This window comes from Streptomyces sp. NPDC025793 (assembly GCF_055558375.1).
The window spans coordinates 16,788-35,286 of record NZ_JBVHMR010000029.1 but is presented as its reverse complement, the minus strand read 5'-3'; the positions used below and the strand labels follow the sequence as shown (position 1 = coordinate 35,286).

Genomic DNA, 18,499 nt, shown 5'->3' with positions numbered 1-18,499 from the left:
GTGACGACGGCCCTTGCCCGCCGCCGGACCGCCAGGGCCCGCGAAGTCCGTCGCCGCGATGTCACGATTCCCGCGGCCGTCCGGTTTCCACCGGCGAGGGGTGCTCCGACCGGGGGCACCCGGAGTCCGGAGGAACGGGAACAGCATGACCACGATCCTGGTGACCGGCGGGACCGGCACACTCGGCCGCCGTGTGACGGAACGGCTGCGGGCGGACGGGCAGGTGGTGCGGGTGCTCAGCCGGCACGCGCAGCCGTACGCCGTCGATCTGCGCGCGGGCGGAGCGGGTCTGGACGCCGCGTTGGCGGGTGTGGGGACGGTGGTGCACTGCGCGAGCAGCCCGCGCGGCGGCGACGAGCGGGCGGCCGGCCGTCTCGTCTCGGCGGCGCGGCGGGCCGGGGTGCCCCACCTGGTGCACATCTCGATCGTCGGGGTCGACCGGGTGCCGCTCGGCTACTACAGGTCCAAGCTGGCCGTGGAACGGCTGATCGAGGAGTCGGGGCTCGGCTTCACGCTGCTGCGCGCCACCCAGTTCCACGACCTGGTGGCGACGGTGCTGGGCGCACTGGCCAGGTCGCCCGTCCTGCCGCTCCCGGCCGGGGTGCCGGACCAGCCGGTGGAGGTGACCGAAGTCGCCGACCGGCTGGCCGAGTTGGCACTCGCCGCACCGGCCGGACGGGTCCCGGACATGGGCGGCCCCGAGGTCCGCTCCTTCGACTCCCTGGCCCGCGCCTATCTGAAGGCGACCGGCCGCCGCCGAGGCGTGGTCCGGGTACCGCTGCCCGGCCGGACGTACCGCGCCTTCCGCGCGGGCGGGCACCTGGCACCGGAGCGGGCGGTGGGCAAGGTGACGTTCGAGGAGTACCTGGAGCGCCGCTTCGGCAACTGACGAAGAAGCGGGGGCCGTTCGGGAGGGGGTGCGGCACGCGGGGCCGTATCCGGTCGGGGAGGGGTCAGGTCAGGCCCGGGGGTCCGAACAGGTCGTCCTGGGCGCGGTCCCGGGCCGTCAGGAGCGCACCGCGCAGGACGGCCGTGCCGCCGAGGGTGCCGGCCCGGACCTCCGTGCGCAGCGGTGACATCCCGCGCAGCCGCTCCGCCACCAGCCCCGCGAGCACCGCACCCCCGGCCCGCCCGACCTCCCCGCCGAGCACCACGCAGCCGGGGTCCAGGACGGCCACGACGGAGGCGGCCCCGACCGCGATCCGATCGGCGAGCGCGTGCAGGAAGCGGGTGGCGGGCGGAACGGCACCCGTATCGACCGCTGCCTCGCGCCCCGCTGCCCCCACCGCCGCCCGCACCGTCTCGGCCGCGCCCGGGCCGTCCGGGCGGGACGGTGCCGGCAGGCCGCAGGACGTCGCCAGGGCGCCGATCGCCGCCGCTCCGGCCAGGGAGTGGAAGCCGCCGTCGCAGTCCTGCGCCGAGGGCAGTGCGCCGGTGCCCGGGACGGGCAGGAAGCCGATCTCGCCGGTGCCGCCCGAGGCGCCGCGGCGCAGGGTGCCGTCGAGGACGACCGCCGCGCCGACGCCGTGGCCCAGCCAGAGCAGGACGAAGGTGTCCCGGTCCCGGGCGGCTCCCTCGCGCTGCTCGGCCAGGGCGGCGAGGTTGGTCTCGTTCTCCACGGTGACGCGGGCGCCCGGGAGGCGTTCCTGGAGGGCGGCGGACAGGCTGCGGTGCCACTCGGGCAGCCCGCCGGAGTCGCGCAGGTCGCCGGTGGCCGGGTCGACGAGGCCCGGCGCGCCGATGCCGACGGTGTGCAGCCGGTCCGCACCGGCCTCCTTGGCGGCGCGCTCCACCGCGGCCACCGCCTGCTCCACGGCGGACCCGGTGCCGGTGTCCCCGCCGATCGGCACGGACGCCTCGGCGAGCACCCGCCCGACCAGGTCCGACACCAGCACGAAGACGCCCTCGGTACGGACGTCCAGCGCGGCCAGGTGGGCGCGGTCGGCGACGATGCCGTAGAGCCGGGCGTTCGGGCCGCGGCGCTGCTCCCCCGACTCGCCGACCACGGTGATCAGCCCGGCGTCGGCGAGCCGGTCCACGAGGTCGGCGACCGTCGGCCGGGACAGCCCGGTCAGCTGTTTCAACTGCCCTGCCGTCAGCGGGCCTTCCTGCTGGAGCAGCCGCAGGGCGAGGCGGTCGTTGATGGCCCGGGCGGTGCTGGGCGATGCGGGCATGACGGGAATCCTAGAACCGTCTATCTATCAGGAAGGGTCCCTGATAGTTTACGCCGCGTGCCGCAGGGGCGCCCACCGGAGGTGAGACCGGACCGGGGAGGGACGGGAACATGAGTGACGTGGGACACGCACCCGGCGGGGTGAGGCGCGCCCGGTACGCCGTGGCGGCGGTGTTCGCCGTGCACGGCGCCGTGACCGGCTCCTTCGCCACCCGGGTGCCGTGGATCCGGGACCATGCCTCGCTCGGCGCGGGCCAGTTGGGCTTCGCGCTGGCGTTCACGGCGCTCGGCGCCTCGTGCGCGATGCCGCTCGCGGGCCGGATCAGCCACCGCTTCGGCAGCCGTACGGCGCTGCGCGGCCTGCTCGCGCTGTGGACGATGTCGCTGGTCCTGCCGTCGCTGGCACCGAACCTGTACACCCTGTGCCTGGCGATGTTCGTCTACGGCGCGAGCGCGGGGACGGCCGACGTCGCGATGAACGCGCTCGGCGTCGAGGTCGAGCGGCTGCTGGGCAAGTCGATCATGTCGGGGCTGCACGGCATGTGGAGCGCGGGGGCGCTGACCGGCTCCGCGGCCGGCACGCTCGCCGCGCATCTGGGGGCGGACGCCCGCGTGCACTTCCTGCTGGCCGCCGCCGTGCTCACCGTGCTCGGAGCGGTGGTCTGCTCCTGGGTGCCGGACCTCCAGCCGGCCGCGGACGAGGAGCCGCCGCCGCGGTTCGCGCTGCCGCCGCGCTCGGCGCTGCTGATCGGCACGGTCGGCTTCTGCGCGGTGTTCGCGGAGGGCGCGAGTCTGGACTGGTCGGCGGTCTTCCTGCGGGACCGGCTGGACAGCTCGGCCGGGGTGGCGGCGGCCTGTACGACCGGGTTCATGCTGACCATGGCGGTGGCGCGGATCGCCGGGGACGCGGTGGTGAACCGGTACGGCGCGGTCCGTACCGTCCGGGCCGGCGGAGTGCTGGCCGTACTGGGCGGACTGCTGATCGTCGCCGCCGGGCAACAGGCGGTGGCGATGGCCGGGTTCGGGCTGATGGGGCTCGGTATCGCGGTGGTCGTACCGCTGTGCTTCGCGGCGGCCGGGCACGCGGGGCCGAATCCCAGCCAGGCCATAGCGGGCGTGGCGACGATCACCTACACCTCGGGGCTGATCGCGCCGAGCCTGATCGGCGGGGTGGCCCAGGCGACCAGCCTGGTGGTGTCGTTCGCCGTGGTGACGGCGCTGGCGTGCGGGCTCGCGGTGTGCGCGGGGGTGCTGCGCACCGCCGAGCGCGGCGGCCGCCCGAAGGCCGGCGTGCGTCCCGCCGCCGTACCCGACCCGCGCCCCTGAAAGACGCCTCGGCAGACGCCCCCGCGGAACGTCAGCCCGCCGGGCGCAGCAGTCCCCGGCCGACGGCCCGGAAGGCGTCCGTCCAGGGCGTGGGGCGCAGGGTGCCGGCGTCGAGCCGGACCAGCACCCGGGCGCCCTCGGCGTACGTCCGCGTGCCGTCGGCCGAGCAGAAGCGGAAGCCGTAGGTCAGGCCGGTGGTGCCGAGCCGGTCCAGCCAGAGGTGGACGGCGTACACACCGGGGCTGGTCACGGGTGCCTCGTAGCTGATGCGCAGTTCGCGCACCGCGTTGCAGGCGTCGCCCGCCGCGTGCCAGTCGCCGTCGAAGCGGACGCCGTGCTCGTTCCACAACTCGGTCCAGGCGCGCTCGACCAGCAGCGGGTAGCGGGCGTTGTGCAGGAGTCCGAGGGCGTCGAGGTCGTCGAAGTGGACGGTGACGGGGATCAGCCGACCGTAGGAGAGGGCGGGCGCGCTCGGGGCTTCGGCGGTCACGGGAGGGGCTCCTGAACATGGTTGCAAGGACAATCACATACTAAGCGACCGCTCAGGAACCCTGCCCGTAACCCGTCGGGCAGCGGTCAGCCCGCGATGGAGTCCAGTTGCTCGGCCGCGGGACGCAGCGCCCACAGATCGCCGCCGGGCGGCGCCTCCAGTGCGGCGACGGCCTTCGCGGCCGCCCGGTCCCCCGCGTCGGCCGCCGCGTGGACGACGTCGGTGGCCGCGTACCGGTGGAACTCCAGCTCCGGATGCGACCAGCCGGCGGCGCCCGTCGCCGCCGGGAGCAGGTAGTCGACCGCCTTGGCCAGGCCCTGCCCGTCAGGACCCCGGTACGACCAGAGGTCCACGCCCACGTGCCGGCCGATGGCCGCGAGCCGGGTGTGGGCGACGAGGTCGAAGGCCGAGTAGTGCCAGCTGCGGGTGCGGGCGAGTTCCTGGGGCTGGCTGCCGTCGGCCGCGATCTGCGGGTCGATCCGCCGTGCGCGCGCGTCCAGCACGGTCCGCCGGGCCAGCGCGGTGTCGCCGGTGGCGAGTGCGAGGGCGGCGAGCTGCATGTCGTAGAAGGTGCCGTGGTTGTTGGCGGCGGCGCCCTCCTCCTTGCCGAAGGCGCTGTTCTTCAGCCAGTCCAGGAAACCGGCGTTCCACGCGCCCATCGCCGTGCGGTCCCGCGCGCTCCAGCCGGGCGCGCCGGTGGCCAGGATCGCCTGGGCGTCGAGGACGCTGGTGTACGACTGGGAGAAGTCGATGATGCCGATGGCCCGGCCGTCGTAGGTGCACGGGATGAACTGGGCGTGGTCCAGGTCGGGATTCATCCGGGTGGCCGGGGCGAGGAACCAGGTGCGCAGGATCTGCCCGGCCTTCTCGGCGTAGATCCGCCTGCCGGTGTAGTACCAGGCGAGCGCGAGGTCGTACGTCGAGTCGAAGACCTTCTCGGCGTCCTGCCGGTCGGTGCCGCTGTCGACCTCCGGATTGCGCTGCCCGTCGCGCTGGACGTAGGGGCAGCCCCAGGGGTTGTCGGCGGTGGGGGTCGTCGTGGGCCACCAGTAGGGGGCCTGGCTCAGATACTCGTGCACGTCGCCGCCGGGCGCGGGCCTCGGCTTGTCGACGACCGTCCAGGGGCCCTGGTCCAGCCAGGTGTCGGCACGGGTGGTCAACTCCCCGAGCACGCGCCGGAGTCGGGGGTCGTGGCCCAGGCGGGCCCGGGTCTGCAGGAGGCGGGCGCCGTCGAGCACGACGGTGCGCGGGGCCTTCGGCGCGGCGTGCGCGGCCGGGACGAGCACCGCGCCGAACGCCACCACGGCGGCGAGCAGCACGGCCGCACGGGATCTTCCACTCATCGGGGGCTCCCATCCGAGCCAGTCGAACCGGTCAGATACATGAACATGGTTCATGAGTAGGACCGTGTGAGCGTAGGACCGCTCGTCACCCGTGACAATGGTGCGGACCGTCTTCATGTACGTAAGAAAGCGAAACCCCACCATGGACCTCGGCGTGCGCTGGAAACTGCACGGTGACGGGCGCACGCCCGCGCCCGGAGCGGTGGTACGCCCCGACGAACGGCTCACCTGGCCCCGGACCGTGGGCCTCGGCGCCCAGCACGTGGTCGCGATGTTCGGCGCCTCCTTCGTGGCCCCCGTGCTCATGGGCCTGGACCCGAACCTCGCGATCATGATGTCGGGCGTGGCGACCGTGATCTTCCTGCTGGCCACGCGCGGCCGGGTGCCGAGCTACCTCGGCTGCTCCCTGTCGTTCGTGGGGGTGGCCGCCGTCATCCGCGCCCAGGGCGGGACCAGCGCCACGGTGACCGGCGCGGTGTTCGTCGTCGGCGTGGTGCTGTTCCTGGTCGGGCTCGCGGTGCAGCGCTTCGGCGCGCGGATCATCCACGCGGCCATGCCGCCCATCGTCACCGGCGCGGTCGTCATGCTGATCGGCTTCAACCTCGCCCCGGTCACCGCCGCCACCTACTGGCCGCAGGACCAGTGGACCGCCCTGCTCGTCATGCTGTTCACCGGGCTGGCCGTGGTCTGTCTGCGCGGTTTCTGGTCCCGGATCGCGATCTTCCTCGGGCTGGTCTTCGGGTACGGCATCTCCTGGGCGTTCGACCGGATCTTCGGCAGGATCCACTCGGTGAGCGCGAGCGGCACGGTCACCGATCACTGGCGACTGGACCTCTCCGGCGTCTCCAAGGCCGACTGGATCGGCCTGCCGCACTTCCACGGGCCGTCCTTCCAGTGGTCCGCGATCCTGGTCGCGCTGCCGGTCGTCATCGCCCTGGTCGCGGAGAACGCGGGCCACGTCAAGGCGGTCGGCGAGATGACCGGCGACCCGCTGGACGACAAGCTCGGCACGGCGATCTCGGCGGACGGCGTCGCCTCCATGCTGTCCACGGCCGTCGGCGGCCCGCCGAACACCACGTACTCCGAGAACATCGGCGTCATGGCCGCCACCCGCGTCTACTCCACCGCCGCCTACTGGGCCGCCGCCGGCTTCGCCCTGCTCTTCGGCCTCTGCCCGAAGTTCGGCGCGATCGTGGCCGCGATCCCGGGCGGTGTCCTCGGCGGCATCACCGTCATCCTCTACGGCATGATCGGCCTGCTGGGCGCCCAGATCTGGCTCAACGCCAAGGTGGACCTGCGCAACCCGCTGAACCTGGTGCCGGCCGCCGCGGGCATCATCATCGGCGTCGGCAACGTCAGCATGAAGTTCACCAGCAACTTCTCGCTCAGCGGCATCGCCCTCGGCACCCTGGTCGTCATCACCGGCTACCACGCCCTGCGCGCCTTCGCCCCGGCCCATCTCAAGACGCAGCGTCCTCTGCTGGACGAGGGCACCTCCCGCTACGACGCGGACGGGCCGCGCGCCACGTCGTAGGCGTGGGACGGGCCCGGGAGCCGGCGCGCGGCCGGCGGTCCGCGAGGCGCCTGGCACCGTGCCGTTCCCCCGTTCCGGCGAAGCGCCGGGCCGGTCGGCTCGCCGCCCGGCTCAGGACTGGGACCCTTCCCCCATGGCGCAGTTGGAACACTTCACCACTCCCGTCGACGCGGTGATCGCCCGGATGCGCGCGATCGACGCGGCCCTGCCCGAGCGCGACGGGGTCGCCGTGTTCAACCGCGTCTACCTCACCGTCACCGAGGAGGTCGAACGGCGTCTGGACGCCGGGGAGTTCGAGGACCCGCGGGCGGCGGTCACGCTGGACGTGCGGTTCGCGCGGCGCTATCTGGCTGCGGTCGACGCGGCGTCGGCGGACCGCCGTCCGCCCGCCTGCTGGCGCCCGCTGTTCCAGCTCCGCGGCCATCCCGGGGTGCGGCCGCTGCAGTTCGCCCTTGCGGGCATCAACGCGCACATCGGGCACGACCTGGCGCTCGCCGTGGTGGACGCCTGTGGTGCGCTCGGCTGCGAACCGGCCGATCTGGAGGACGAGTTCGACCGCGTGGGCGAACTCCTCGTATCGCTGGAGGAGCGTGTCCGCGAGGATCTGATGCCGGGCCCCGATCTGCTCCAGGTCGCCGATCCGCTCACCCATCTGCTGGGTTCCTGGAGTCTGGAGAGAGCCCGGGACGCGACCTGGGTGGCGGCGCGGGCGCTGTGGGCACTGCGCCACTGCGGCGACGTCGCCGACGCGTTCACCGAACGGCTCGACGCGGCCGTGGGGTTCGCGGGCCGGATGCTGCTCACCCCGCTCCCCGAGCTGATCTGACCCACGCCGATCCGACGGCCGACTGCCCGGCGGAACTGGCCGGATCCGAACCCTCGCGCGAGCCGCCGTGGAACAGCCGTGTCGGCTCCGTACGTTGTCGTCCGGTACCCCCGGTCATCCGTCACAAGGAGCGGTCATGGCAGCACGGCTCGGTCTCGGTCTTCCCCAGATGCGGCAGTTCTCCCTCGGCTCGGACGTGCCCGACGTGGCCCGCGCCGCCGAACGGACCGGTTACGAGAGCCTGTGGGTCTTCGAGCGGGCCCTGTTCCCCGAGCCCGCCACCCAGGGGCTGTACGGCATGGACGGCGTGCCCTGGCCGGACGAGTACCGCAATGTGGCCGACCCGCTGGTCACCCTCACCCTGGCCGCGGCGGCCACCGAGCGGGCGGAGCTGGGCTCCAGCGTCCTGGTGGCGCCGCTGCACGTGCCGTTCCAGCTCGCCAAGGCCCTCGCCTCGCTGGACGCCGCGAGCGGCGGCCGGGTCCTCGCGGGCCTCGGCACCGGCTGGTCCCTCGACGAGTACGCGGCCTCCTCGGTGCGGCCCTTCGCGGAGCGCGGCAAGGCGCTGGACGAGATCATCGAGGTGAGCCGGGCGGTGTGGGGCCCGGATCCGGTCGTCTACGACGGCTCTCTCACGAAGATCGCCTCCGCGGTGGTCGGGCCCAAGCCCGTGCGCCCGATTCCGATTCTGCTGGCCGCGAGCAACCAGCGGGCGTTCCGGCGTCTGGTCGACCACGCCGACGGCTGGCTGCCTGCGGGCTTCAGCGTCGAGCAGGTCGCGGCCCAGTGGCGGCAGCTGCGGGAGCTGGCCGAGGAGCGGGGCCGTACGAAGCCGATCCGGACGGTGCTGCGGGTGAACACCGCCCTGGAGGCGAAGCCCCACGAGGGCGCCGACCGCAGGACCTTCCAGGGCAGCGTCGACCAGATCGTGGCGGACCTCGTGCCGTTCACCGAGATGGGCATGGACGAGTTCCTGATCGACGTGCAGAGCGGCGCGCGGGACGCGGAGGAGCTGAAGGACGTCGCCGCCGAGGTGTTCGAAAAGGCGCGGGCGGCCGGAGTCTGAGGCCGGCCGGCCGCGCCTTGGTCACTGCTCCCGCCGGACCCGGTCAGTCCTCGGGAAGCTCCACCGGGGCGATCTCGTCGTAGACGTCGCCCGGGCCGGGGTTCGCCGCGTCGGTCGTGCCGCCGAAGTGGTGCATGACGCCCCAGACCGCGTTCAGCGCGGTCTGGACGGCGCCCTCGGCCCAGCCGGCCGTCCAGGAGATGTCGTCGCCGGCGAGGAAGATGCCCCGCTTGTCCGCGGGCAGCCGGTCCTGCATGAAGTGCGTGAACAGGCGCCGCTGGTAGCGGTAGTGGCCGGGCAGGTTGGCCTTGAACGCGCCCATGAAGTAGGGCTCGTTCTCCCAGGAGACGGTCACCGGGTTGCCGATGACGTGCTTGCGGATGTCGACCTTCGGGTAGATCTCGCCGAGCGACTTCAGCATGACCTCCATCCGCTCGTTCGCGGACAGCGGCAGCCACTTCAGACTGTCGTCGCACCAGGTGTAGGACAGGCAGATCACGGCCGGCTTGTCCGGGCCGTCGTCCAGCAGGTACGTCCCGCGGGTCATGCGGTCGGTGAGCGTCATCGACATGACGTCCCGGCCGGTGTCCTCGTCCTTGTCCAGCCAGAAGGGCCGGTCGACGGGGACGAAGAGCTTGCTGGACTCCATGTAGTGGGTGCGCTCGATGGCGGTCCAGTGGTCGATCGGGAAGAGCGAGTCGTCACAGGCGATCTTGGACAGCAGCATCCAGGACTGGGCGGTGAAGACGGCCGCCCGGTAGGTGCGGATGTCACCGTTCGCGTCGGTCACGGTGATCCGGCCGCCCGCGGTGCGGTGCAGCCGGGTCACGGCCGGGTGCGGCTCGCCGTCCGGGTGCAGGGACTTCAGCGAGGTGCCGTAGGGCCAGTGGACGATCTTCTCCGGCTCGCGCTCCCACAGGCGCAGCGGCAGCTGCTGGGAGCCGCCGACGATGCCGCGGTGGTGGTCGTCGGCCTCGGTGTAGACGACGCGCAGGATCTCCAGGATGGAGTTCGGGAAGTCGGTGTCCCAGCCGCCGGTGCCGAAGCCGACCTGGCCGAAGATCTCGCGGTGCCGGAAGGACTTGAACGCCTCGGAGTCGCAGAGGAAGCCGTAGAAGGTCTGGTTGTCGAGCTTCTCGACCAGCTTCGCCCAGATCTCACGGATGCGCGGCACGTCCCGCTCGCGCATGGCGCGGTTCATGTCGGAGAAGTCGGCGCCGTCTTCGAGGCACTTGTTCCAGGCCTCGGCGACGTCCCGGTACACCTGGGGCAGGTCGTCGATCGTCTCGGCGTAGTGCGACTCGCCCTTGAGGTCGACGACGGTCGACGGCGTCGCCTCGGCAAGGGGGTTGGGGAAGGGCCGGGTCTCCAGACCCACCAGGTCGATGTAGTGCTGGAGGGCGGTCGAGGACGGCGGGAAGCGCATCGCGCCCATCTCCGCCGTCAGGGACTCGTCGCAGCCCTCGAAGCCGACGGTGCGCAGCCGCCCGCCGATCCGGTCGGCCTCGTAGACGACGGGCTTGAGGCCCATCTTCATCAGCTCATAGGCGGCCACGATGCCGGACAGCCCGCCGCCGATGACCGCGACCTCGGTGCCGTGTTCGGTCGCGGGTATCTGGCCGAGGCCCGCCGGGTGGGCGAGGAAGTCGTCGTAGGCGTACGGGAAGTCCGGGCCGAACATGGTGATCGGCGGCTGCTGCCCGTCGGTGTGCTCGACGGCGTTGGGCACCGTGGACGTCATGGGGTACGGACTCCTTGCGCGAAAGAACTCGGGGGAAGTTCAGAAGTTCGGGGGAAGCTCAGGGGGAAGGCTCAGGGGGATGTCAGGTCAGGGACCCGTACAGACCGGGGCGGCGGTCCTCCAGGTACGGGTTGGCCTCGCGGGAGGCGGCCAGGAGGGCGGGGTCGGCGTCGGCGAACACCAGCTCCTCGCCGCGGCCGGCCCGGGTGCGGGCGACCCCGTCGGGACCGGCGAGGACGGACAGCCCGACGAACTCGAACTCCCCTTCCCGGCCGACCCGGTTGACGTACGCGACGTACATCTGGTTCTCCCAGGCGCGCACCGGCACGAGGGACTCGGCGACGAACTGGAAGGGGTGCATCTGCGCGGTCGGGACGACCAGGAGGTCGGTGCCGGCCAGGGCGTGGGCGCGGACGTTCTCCGGGAACTCGACGTCGTAGCAGATCATCAGGCCCACGGTGAGGCCGTTCAGCTCGGCCTGGACGACCGGCTGGTCGCCGGGCGTGAAGTGGTCCCGCTCGAAGCAGCCGAAGAGGTGGGTCTTGCGGTAGTTCGCGAGGCGGGTGCCGTCGGCGGAGATCAGCTGGGCGGAGTTGAAGACGCTCTCGCCGTCGCGCTCCGGGTAGCCGTAGACGATCGCGATGCCGTGCCGGGCGGCGGTCTCGGCGATCGCGTCGGCGCTGTCGCCGTCGGCGGGCTCGGCGAGGCGGCCGATGTCGTCGCCGATCGCGTAGCCGGTCAGGAACATCTCCGGGGCGGCGAGCAGCGCGGCGCCCGCGGCGGCGGCCCGGCCCGCGGCGGCGTCGAGGACCTTCAGGTTCTCGACGGTCGAGCCGGGGCGGCCGGAGCTCTGGAGCAGGGCGGTGCGCATGCGTGATCCTCACCGGAGAGGGACTTTGGGGGGCCACGAAGACGGTACGGTCGGCGCGCTCGGCCGGACAAGAAGGAGCCGTTGCGCGCCTGTGCGCGGTTCGTTGCGTGCGACGGGGGCGATACGGCGATTCGTTGCGCGCCCGTACGACGGTGCCCCGTCCCCTGCGGCGCAGGTGGTGGACGGGGCACCGGTGACGTCAGGTACTACTTCCCGGTGCCGACCGGGTCGACGGTGATCGCGCCGCCGGCGCCGTCCGTGACGGGGACGTTGACGCCGACCGGCAGGCTGTGGGAGTGGGTCTCGCCCGGAGGGGTGACCACGAGGGTGGTGAAGGTCTCGCCGGTGCCGCCGGAGTTGTTCGGCGGGTAGTGCAGCGTGAACCGGGTCTCCTCGCCGGGCTTGACGCGCACCGGCACGGGGGCGACCGAGCTGCGCCTGGCGCTGATGCTGCCGTCCTTGCTCTTCAGGTCGGCGCCGGGGAAGCCCTTGAGGGAGCAGGTGGCGGAGCCGGTGTTCTTCAGGTTCACGATCAGCTCGCCCTCGGCCATGCCGCCGGAGGTGCTGAACGCGAGCTGGGAGGTCTTGCAGGCCCCCGCGCCGCCGCCCACGGCCGCACCGCCGTTCGTACCCGCCTGGCCGGTGCCGGTGCTGGTCCCCTTGCCGGAGGCCGCGCCGCTGCCGCCGGTGCTCTGCGTGCCGGAGTCCTGGGCGCCGGAGCCCTGGGAGGCGGCGCTCCGGCCCGGGGCGGAGGAGTCGCTCGTGCCGGAGGAGCCGCTGTCACTTCCCGAGCAGGCGGTGAGCGACAGCCCCGCGACGGCGGCGACGGCGAGCAGCGAGAGCTTCTGGACGCGCATGGTTCCCCTTCGAGGCGTTGTCCCCTCACGCAACGAGCGTGAGCGGCACTGGTCACGTGCCACCCGGTGAGACCGTCGCGGGCACCCGTGCCGTTCCGCTCGCCACCCGCCTCGTACATGCCTGTTACATGCGTCCCCGGACCTGCTCATATCTCACGCAACCGTGCCACGATCTCGCGCAGCAGCCCCGGGTCGGCGCCCGGAGCGCCCGCCGGGGCGCGGCGGGGCGCGTCGATGCGGATCAGGCCCGCCTCGGCCAGGTCGCCGAGCAGGACCCGCAGCACGGTCAGGGGCAGGTCGGCGTCCGCGGCCAGCTCCACGACGGGGCGCCGGCCGCGCCGGACCAGGTCGAGCAGGGCGGCACCGGCGTGGTCGATGTCCGGTCCCGGCCCCTCGGTCTCCACCGCGCTGACCTGGGACATCAGGTCGATGGCGTGCGCGCCGGAGGGCCGGGTGCGGCCCCGGGTCACGGTGTAGGGGCGCACCATCTGCCCGGTCTCGTCCTCGTACCAGTGCTCGTCGCTCACGGTGGGATCAGGAGCCCGTGCGGGCGGCCGTGTCCAGGTGGCGGCCGAGACGGCGGACGAGCAGGGCCATCTCGTGGGCGAGCTGGCCGACGTCGGTGCGGGCCTCGCTGAGGACGGCGAGCCGGGTGCCGTGGCCGGCCGGGGTGATGAAGAGGTAGGCGTCGTCGAGCATCACCATGGTCTGGCGCACCGCGCCGGCGGCGAACCGCTCGCCCGCCGAGCGGGCGAGGCCGTGGAAGCCGGAGCAGATGGCGGCCAGATGCTCGATGTCGCGCCGGCGCATGCCGTCGGAGCTGCTGAGCGGCAGTCCGTCGGCGGTGAGCAGCACGGCCTGCCGGACGTCCCCGGTGCGCGCCACGAGGTCGTCCAGCAGCCAGCCGAGATCCGTGCCGACCGCTCCGCCGGGCGCGGCGGACCGCTCGGGCCCGTGGTCGTCACCGGGCTGTTCGTCACCGGTCATCGTCGGTCTCCGTCCCTTCGTGGGCGTCGGTCGTTGCTTCGCCTGCGTGGGGGGTGGTGCCTTCGGTGCCGGGGGTCTCCCGGCCGGGGGTCGTCTCGTGGTGCGCGGGCAGGCCCTTGCGGCCGCGGTCGAGCCCTCGCTGGAAGGCGCCGAAGATCGCCCGCATCTCCTCGGCGTCCATCGGTCGCTCGGGCGTGTCCGGGCGCGCCGGCGGGTCGTCCCGCAGCCCGGGGGCGAGGGCGGCCTGCCGGGTACGGGTGGGGAGGGCGGGGGCGGGGCCTTGTTCCGGCCGGGCCGAGGCTTCCGGCGCGGCGGCGGATTCCGCGGCCAGTTCGGCGGCGGACGGCTCCCGCGCCGGTGCCGGGCGCCCGGCGGCCGAGGTTCCGGTCCGCTTCCTGGCCGGCAGCGCGGGTACGGCCGCGTACCCGGAGGGCAGTCCCCGTGCGCTCCCGTCCCCGGACGGCAGCCGCCGCACGTCGCCGTCGCTGTCCCCGTCCCCGTCCCCGTCCCCAGGAGGAAGTCCCCGCAGGGCCGGGCCCCTGGCGGGCAGTTCCTGCACGACCGTGTCCTCGGCCGACCGGCCGCGTGCCGTGGCGTTCCTGACCGGCAGTTCCCGTACCGCGCCCAGCGTTCCCGCGGCCCGCCGGCCGCCCGCCGGCACCGGCGCGTCCGCGGCCACGGCGGGCTCCGCCGTGGCGGCCTTCGCCGTGGTGACCTCGGCGAGCAGCGCCGAAGGCAACCGCACCAGCGCCGTCGTCCCCCCGTAGGGCGAGTCCCGGAGGCTGACCTCGATGCCGTGGCGGGCGGCGAGGCGGCCGACGACGTAGAGGCCCAGCCGGTCGTGGCGGGTGGGGTCGAAGGCGTCGGGGGCGGTGAGGGTGGCGTACGCCCCGTCGCGGGCGTCGGCGTCGAGGCCGAGCCCGCGGTCGTCGATCTCCAGGACGAACCCGCTGCCGACCCGCCCGCTGCGCAGGGTGACCTGGGTGTGCGGCGGCGAGAACACCGTGGCGTTCTCCAGGAGTTCGGCGACGAGGTGGACGACGTCGGCGACGGCTTCCGCGGCCACCCCCACCTCGGGCATCGGCGGCACCACCACGCGCGCGTAATCCTCGATCTCCCCGACCGCCGAGGCGACGACGTCGGCGAGCGGCACCGGCCGGCGCCAGCGGCGGCCGGGTGCGGCGCCGGAGAGGATGATCAGGCTCTCCGCGTGCCGTCGCATGCGGGTGGTGAGGTGGTCGATGCGGAACAGCTCGCGCAGCACGTCCGGGTCCTCGGTGCGCCGCTCCAGCGTGTCGACGAGCTTGAGCTGCCGGTGCACGAGCGCCTGGTTGCGGCGCGCGATGGTGAGCAGCACCGCGAACTGCCCGCGCCGCAGCCCTGCCTGCTGGACGGCGGCCTCGACGGCGGCGAGCCGGGCGGCGTTGAAGGAGCGGCCGACCTGCCCGATCTCGTCGTCGTGGAGCGCGTCGGCGGCCAGCGGTGGCGCCGCCGCCCCCGCGTCCACGTCCTCCCCGGCGCTCAGCCTCCGCATGACGTCGGGAAGTTGGTCGCGGGTGAGGACGTCGGCCGCGTCCCGCAGGGTCTCCAGGCGCCGCGAGATGCGCCGGGCGCCGCGCACCGCGAACCACAGCGAGACCCCGGCGGCGGCCAGCCCGACCCCGCCGACCACCGCCGCCTTGATCAGCTCCCGGTAGGCGAAGGAGCGCCCGCGCGCGGCGGAGTTCTCGGCGGAGCCGGTGCACAGCTCGCGGTAGCGGACGACGGCCCGGTCGACGGTCGAGCGCCAGGTGTTCGCGGCGACCGCCTTCCCGGCACCGGCGGCACCGGCCCGCAGCAGGGCGTCCTCGCCCCGGGTCAGCGAGCGGTACAGGTCGCCGCGCTGGAAGTCCTCGAACAGGCCGCGCGAGTCGGCGGGCAGGTCCGGTACGTACGTCCGCTCGAAGACGCGCCGGTCCTCGATGGTCGCGGTCAGCGTGTCGTACTGCCCGCCGGTCAGCGTGCCGGCCGCCCGCGCCCCGGCGACGAGCGCGTCCTCGCGGGAGACGAACTCCCGCACCCGCACCAGCTCGATGACGACCTGGGCCTCGCGGGCGAGCTGGCCGGCCTGGAGGGCGGTGAGCGTGGACTGCACGTCGAAGCCGGGCTCGACGAGCGCGCTGTACCGGGTGACGGCCTGGTCCCAGGTGATCTGCCGGTTCAGCACGCGCTCGCGCAGCGCCTCCAGCCGGCCGGTGGCCGCGACCACGGAGTCCAGGGCCTGCCGCTGCCGAGCCGTGAGCCGGCTCCGGTCCCCGCCCTGGACCGCCCGCTTCATGGCCTCGACGGCCTGGTCGGTACGGCGCTGCTGGCCGAGCAACTGCCCGGCGGCGGCCGTGTCGAGGCGGCTGCCCAGGTAGGCGGCGGACATCCGGCGCTCGATCTGGAGCTGCCCGATCGCGGTGTCCACGGGGGTGCCGAAGTCGTCGTACACCCCCTGGACCCGGACCAGCGCGCGCAGTTCGCCGGTGACGGACCACATGGCGAAGCTCCACAGCGCCATCAGCGCGACGGCCGGGGCGAGCGCGAGCGCCACGATCCGCGTGCGGACGGTGGTGGGGCGGCGGAGTGGCCAGCGCATGAAGTACCTGCCGGTGTTACCAGTCAGTAGAGAGCGCGGCAGACCCTACGGGATCGATCTCCGTGCCGCAATGGTGACCTGCGGTAACCCCGAGTCACCTCGTGGCCGGGGCAAAGGTCGTGACGACCGCCGCGTGGTCCGAGGGCCAGTCGTTGTCCGCCACGTCCGGCCAGGGACGCGGGCTGCCGGTGACGAGCGTGCGCGCGTCCCGCACGGTCAGGCCGCGGTGCAGGACGTAGTCGATCCGGTCCTGCGGCTCGGGCCGCCCGCTGCCGTCCTCGTGCACGGCGTGGATCGGCGACCAGGTGTGCCCGGGCGCGGCCGCGGGGTCCGGGTGGGCCTCGCGGTAGGAGTCGGCGAAGCCCGCCTCCTCGGCCGCCTTCGTGACCGGCCAGACCACGTCCGTCCGGTCCAGGTGCGAGGGGCAGTTGAAGTCGCCGACGAGGACGACCGGGACGCCGTCGGCGCACGACTCGGCGATCCGGCGCAGGGTGTCCCGCATCTGTGTGAGCCGGACCCCCTCGTGGGCGATCAGCTCGGCCGCCGGCAGCCCGTCGAAGGCGGACTCGTAGGGCCCGTACGGCGTGTAGTGCAGATGCGCGGTCCACACGTCGACCTCGCGGCCGGGCGCGACGGCGATGCGGACGCCGGCCGCGCCGTAGAAGCCGACGTCGGGGTCGCCGAGGCGGGCGGTGATCGGGTGGCGGCTGAGGACGCCGAGGTTCTCGCCGGCGCGGTGGTGGTGCCAGCCGAGCGCCTCGGCCAGCTCCTGGGCGGCCGTGCCGCCGGTCTCCTGGAGCCCGACGACGTCGGCGCCGCTCTCCAGGATGACCTTGAGCTGCTTGGCCCGGTGGTCGTCGACCATGATGCCGCCGAGCCACAGGTTCCAGCTCATCACCCGCAGTTCGGGCGCCACCATCCGCCCCAGCTCCTCGACCGTGACCCCCGCGAGGCTCTCCCGCACGGTCCGGCCGGGTGCCGCACCGATCGGGGCGAGCGACGGTACGGCGAGTACGGCGCAGCCGGCGGCCTCGGCGGAGGCGACCCCGGTCTCGGTGTCCTCGACGGCCACACAGGCGGTGGGCTCGACGCCCAGCGCACGGCAGGCGGCCAGATACGGGTCCGGGGCGGGCTTGGTGCGGGGTGTGTCGTCGGCGGTGACGGAGGCCGCGAACCGCCCGGCGCCCAGCGCGTCGAGGACGACGTCGGCGACCGCGCGCGGGGACGCGGTGACCAGGGCGGTGGGGACGCCGGCGGCGGCCAGCGCGGCCAGCAGGTCCAGGGCGCCGGGGCGGGGCACGATGCCGGTGCGGACGCGGTCGGCGAACTCGCGGTGCAGGTCGGCGGCGAGGTCCCGGGCGGACCGGCCGGTGGCCGCGCCGAGCCACTCGGCGGTGTGCTCGACAGGGCGGCCGAGGACCTCGGGCTGGTCGGCCTCGGTCAGCGGCCGTCCGGCGACCTGCTCGACCGCCTCCCACCACAGCCGCTCGGTGTCGACGAGCGTGCCGTCCATGTCGAACAGGACTGCCTGCGGAGGGAGTTGGGGGGTGTGGGGGGTCACGTTCGGGTCATTCCTCACTTCTGGATACGTTCGGCCACCAGCACGGCCCGCTCGGGCAGCGACACGGTGACGGCGGCCCCGGCGCCGAGTCCGGCGGCCTCGTGGGCGGGCAGGTCGGCCTTGGCCTCGGTGCCGTCGGCGAGCCGTACGGTGACCCGGACGACCGCGCCGAGGAAGGCGGTGGCGACGACGCGGGCGGCGCCCTGCTCGTCGGCCGAGACGTGGACGGCCTCGGGGCGCACCAGCACGTCGACCGGACCGTCCGGCACGTCGCCGTTGCCGTCGGCGGGCAGCCGCTGCCCGAGCACCTGGACGGTGCCGTCGGCCAGCTCGCCCGGGATCCGGCTCATCGTGCCGACGAACTCGGCGACGAAGGCGGTGGCGGGACGGCCGTACAACTCCGCGGGTTCGGCGCACTGTTCGAGGCGCCCGGCGCGCATCACGGCGACCCGGTCGGCGACGGACAGGGCCTCCTCCTGGTCGTGCGTCACGAAGAGAGTGGTGATGCCGAGTTCCTGCTGGAGCCGGCGGATCTCCTCGCGCAGGGTGAGCCGCACCTTGGCGTCGAGCGCGGACAGCGGCTCGTCCAGGAGCAGCACGCGCGGGCGCAGCGCGAGGGCGCGGGCCAGCGCGATGCGCTGCTGCTGGCCGCCGGAGAGCTGGTGCGGATAGCGCTCGCCCTTGTCGCCGAGGCCGACCAGGTCCAGCAACTCGGCGGCGCGGGAACGCCGTTCGCCCGTGCGGACGCCGCGCATGCGCAGTCCGAAGGCGACGTTGTCGACGGCGTTCAGGTGCGGGAAGAGGCTGTACGACTGGAAGACCATCCCGGCGTCGCGGCGGTGCGCCGGGACGTGGGTCACGTCCTCGCCGTCCACCAGCACGGCGCCGGAGTCGGGGTGTTCGAACCCGGCGAGCATGCGCAGTGCGGTGGTCTTGCCGCAGCCGGAGGGGCCGAGGAGGGCGAGGAACTCCCCCGGGCGGACGGTGAGGTCGAGTCCGTCGAGGGCGACGGTGGCCCCGAACTCCCGCCGCAGGGAACGGAATTCGACGGTCGCGGCCTTCTCGGCCGTGGCCTTCTCAAGAGTGGTGGCGGTCATGGTCGGT

At 73.8% G+C, this 18,499-nt stretch carries 16 protein-coding genes; 5 read left to right on the top strand and 11 right to left on the bottom strand.

The window, feature by feature from the left end; all coding sequences use genetic code 11:
* Positions 1-145: 145 nt before the first annotated feature.
* Entirely contained in the window at positions 146-889 is a 744-nt protein-coding gene (locus ACZ4MF_RS36075; protein WP_467496826.1) for an SDR family oxidoreductase, read from the top strand.
* Between the two features lie 64 nt (positions 890-953).
* Here the strand turns inward: ACZ4MF_RS36075 and ACZ4MF_RS36070 are convergent, their stop codons facing one another.
* On the bottom strand, positions 954-2,174 hold the full coding sequence (locus tag ACZ4MF_RS36070; protein ID WP_467496825.1) for an ROK family transcriptional regulator: 1,221 nt from the start codon (positions 2,172-2,174) through the stop codon (positions 954-956).
* Positions 2,175-2,284: 110 nt separating this feature from the next.
* On the opposite strand from ACZ4MF_RS36070, the gene ACZ4MF_RS36065 reads away from it, so the two are divergent.
* Entirely contained in the window at positions 2,285-3,499 is a 1,215-nt protein-coding gene (locus ACZ4MF_RS36065) for an MFS transporter (protein WP_467496823.1), read from the top strand.
* A 31-nt stretch (positions 3,500-3,530) separates the two neighbouring features.
* Here ACZ4MF_RS36065 and ACZ4MF_RS36060 read toward each other — a convergent pair whose 3' ends face one another.
* Complete coding sequence (locus tag ACZ4MF_RS36060; RefSeq protein ID WP_467496822.1) at positions 3,531-3,989, bottom strand: acyl-CoA thioesterase; 459 nt, start codon at positions 3,987-3,989, stop codon at positions 3,531-3,533.
* Positions 3,990-4,075: 86 nt separating this feature from the next.
* Entirely contained in the window at positions 4,076-5,332 is a 1,257-nt protein-coding gene (locus tag ACZ4MF_RS36055) for an alginate lyase family protein (protein WP_467496820.1), read from the bottom strand.
* 142 nt (positions 5,333-5,474) lie between these two features.
* Here ACZ4MF_RS36055 and ACZ4MF_RS36050 point away from each other — a divergent pair, with 142 nt between their 5' ends.
* From ACZ4MF_RS36050 to ACZ4MF_RS36040, 3 genes are all read left to right on the top strand, one after another.
* Positions 5,475-6,866, top strand: coding sequence for a uracil-xanthine permease family protein (locus tag ACZ4MF_RS36050; protein ID WP_467496915.1), 1,392 nt, complete (start codon positions 5,475-5,477; stop codon positions 6,864-6,866).
* A gap of 133 nt (positions 6,867-6,999) precedes the next feature.
* On the top strand, positions 7,000-7,692 hold the full coding sequence (locus tag ACZ4MF_RS36045; protein WP_467496818.1) for a DUF5995 family protein: 693 nt from the start codon (positions 7,000-7,002) through the stop codon (positions 7,690-7,692).
* A gap of 136 nt (positions 7,693-7,828) precedes the next feature.
* On the top strand, positions 7,829-8,758 hold the full coding sequence (locus ACZ4MF_RS36040) for an LLM class F420-dependent oxidoreductase (protein WP_467496816.1): 930 nt from the start codon (positions 7,829-7,831) through the stop codon (positions 8,756-8,758).
* A 43-nt stretch (positions 8,759-8,801) separates the two neighbouring features.
* Here the strand turns inward: ACZ4MF_RS36040 and ACZ4MF_RS36035 are convergent, their stop codons facing one another.
* The 8 genes from ACZ4MF_RS36035 to ACZ4MF_RS36000 all read right to left on the bottom strand — a co-directional run bounded on the left by ACZ4MF_RS36035 (position 8,802) and on the right by ACZ4MF_RS36000 (position 18,492).
* Positions 8,802-10,499 (bottom strand): flavin monoamine oxidase family protein, encoded by a 1,698-nt coding sequence (locus ACZ4MF_RS36035; RefSeq protein WP_467496814.1) that lies wholly within the window; start codon positions 10,497-10,499, stop codon positions 8,802-8,804.
* 82 nt (positions 10,500-10,581) lie between these two features.
* Entirely contained in the window at positions 10,582-11,370 is a 789-nt protein-coding gene (locus ACZ4MF_RS36030; RefSeq protein WP_467496812.1) for a carbon-nitrogen hydrolase family protein, read from the bottom strand.
* A 206-nt stretch (positions 11,371-11,576) separates the two neighbouring features.
* Positions 11,577-12,227, bottom strand: coding sequence for a DUF4232 domain-containing protein (locus tag ACZ4MF_RS36025; RefSeq protein WP_467496811.1), 651 nt, complete (start codon positions 12,225-12,227; stop codon positions 11,577-11,579).
* Positions 12,228-12,373: 146 nt separating this feature from the next.
* The gene (locus ACZ4MF_RS36020; protein WP_356032742.1) at positions 12,374-12,754 is read right to left on the bottom strand and encodes a DUF742 domain-containing protein; all 381 of its coding nucleotides are present in this window, start codon (positions 12,752-12,754) and stop codon (positions 12,374-12,376) included.
* A 7-nt stretch (positions 12,755-12,761) separates the two neighbouring features.
* Positions 12,762-13,214 carry a roadblock/LC7 domain-containing protein gene (locus ACZ4MF_RS36015; protein ID WP_356032739.1) on the bottom strand — a complete coding sequence of 151 codons (453 nt, stop codon included), beginning with the start codon at positions 13,212-13,214 and terminating at the stop codon, positions 12,762-12,764.
* Positions 13,204-15,834 (bottom strand): sensor histidine kinase, encoded by a 2,631-nt coding sequence (locus ACZ4MF_RS36010; RefSeq protein WP_467496809.1) that lies wholly within the window; start codon positions 15,832-15,834, stop codon positions 13,204-13,206. Before ACZ4MF_RS36010 ends, ACZ4MF_RS36015 begins: the two co-directional genes overlap by 11 nt.
* A 94-nt stretch (positions 15,835-15,928) precedes the next feature.
* Positions 15,929-17,395 carry an HAD-IA family hydrolase gene (locus tag ACZ4MF_RS36005; RefSeq protein ID WP_467496808.1) on the bottom strand — a complete coding sequence of 489 codons (1,467 nt, stop codon included), beginning with the start codon at positions 17,393-17,395 and terminating at the stop codon, positions 15,929-15,931.
* Between the two features lie 14 nt (positions 17,396-17,409).
* Positions 17,410-18,492, bottom strand: coding sequence for an ABC transporter ATP-binding protein (locus tag ACZ4MF_RS36000; protein WP_467496806.1), 1,083 nt, complete (start codon positions 18,490-18,492; stop codon positions 17,410-17,412).
* Between the last annotated feature and the right edge of the window lie 7 nt (positions 18,493-18,499).